The following is a 1,635-nucleotide window of genomic DNA, read 5'->3' as shown; positions in this document are numbered from 1 at the left end:
GACGAGCAGCGGCTCGGGAACCTGTTCAAGCTGGACCACCTGGCCACCCGTATGCGGCGTAACAGCGAGAACCTGCTGGTCCTGGCCGGTCAGGAGCCACCGCGCCGGTGGAGTCAGCCGGTCAAGCTGGTCGACGTCGCCCGCGCCTCGTTGTCGGAGGTCGAGAACTACGAGCGGGTCGTGCTGGAGGTGCCCGAGGGCGTCTCCATCGCCGGCCAGGCCGTCAACGACATCATCCACCTGCTCGCCGAGCTCATCGAGAACGCGCTGTCGTTCTCGCCCCGCGAGACCCGCGTGCCCGTCTCGGGCAGCCGGATCGACGGCGGCGGCATCATGCTCTCCATCACCGACTCCGGCATCGGCATGACGCAGGATGAGCTCGTCTCGGCCAACGACCGGCTGACGGACGCGCCCAGCGTGGACGTCTCGGTGTCGCGCCGCATGGGCCTGTTCGTGGTCGCCAGGCTGGCGCACCGCCACGGCATCCGGGTGCAGCTCCGCCCGCACGGCTCCGGCGGCCTGACCGCCATGGTGCTCATCCCCGAGTCGCTGCTCGGCGCGCAGGCCCCCTCGTACGCCGGCTCCGCTCCCGCGAGCGGCGCCCGCGAGGAGGTCTTCCCCACGCCGCAGCCGGCCGCGGCCAGTCCGTGGCCCGGCGGCTACCAGATGGGCCCGGCGCATCCGTCGTACCCGTCGTATCCCTCCGAGCCCGCGCAGGGCGGCTCCTGGCCGTCGGTGCCCCAGTGGCCGGCGGAGGCCGGCAACTGGATGTCGGCCAACTCGGCGCCCTCCGCGCCGCCGGCACCCCCGCCCGCCAGGCAGGCCCCACCCTCCAACGACGTGTGGGTCTCCGCACGCGGACCGTTGTCGGGAGAGCACTCCCTGCCCCAGCGCGGCGCCCTCCCCGACGATCCACGTCCGTGGACGCGCGCGGCGGAGCAGGCGTCGCCCTTCTCGCAGCGTTACGACTTCCCCGAGACCGAGGCCGCGGCGACGGGCCCGATCCCCGTGGTCCAGCCCGCTTCGGCCGGAGACGAGTACCTGCCGATCTTCGCCTCGGTGGAGTCGAAGTGGTTCGACCACGGCGCGGAGAGCAGCGCCACCTGGGGCTCCAGCAAGGCGGACGCGGGCTGGAGCGCGGCAGAGGCGGTCATGGAGCCGGTACGCGACGGAGCCACGGCCGCCGGGCTGCCCAAGCGGGTGCCCAAGGCCAACCTGGTGCCAGGTTCGGCCGACACGGTCTCGGCACCCAAGGGCGTCGCCCCCATGCCGGCCGTCTCACCCGACCGGGTGCGCAGCAGACTTTCGAGCTTCCAGCAAGGCTTCAGGGCCGCACGCGACGACATCAGCGAGGGCAGGGCCTACGGACCCGGCTCCAGGAATGACAGTAGGGAGGAGGGCGCGTGAACGACCTGAGCCACGCGGCACGTGGGGTGGACTGGTTAATCACCGACTTCGTCAGTACCGTTCCGGGAGTCGCGCACGCGGTGGTGGTCTCGTCCGACGGGTTGCCGCTGGCGGCTTCGTCGGGGTTCCCGGTCGACCGGGCCGATCAGCTGGCCGCGATCGCGTCTGGGCTGGTGAGCCTGACGCAGGGCGCGGCCAGGGTGTTCGAGGGCGGTGCGGTCAACCAGA

2 protein-coding genes are annotated in these 1,635 nt (G+C 72.4%); both read left to right on the top strand.

Annotated features, from left to right (window positions below):
* Window positions 1-1,407: ATP-binding protein (locus tag ACWD0F_RS52070; protein ID WP_449890584.1), on the top strand; the 1,407-nt coding region annotated here is incomplete at its 5' end.
* The coding region (locus ACWD0F_RS52065; RefSeq protein ID WP_449890582.1) for a roadblock/LC7 domain-containing protein at window positions 1,404-1,635 on the top strand (232 nt) is incomplete at its 3' end. The genes ACWD0F_RS52070 and ACWD0F_RS52065, both read left to right, overlap by 4 nt.

The organism is Nonomuraea sp. NPDC002799, from assembly GCF_053592075.1.
Note: the sequence above shows the minus strand (reverse complement) of the source record. Positions and strands in the feature narration are given on the sequence as shown.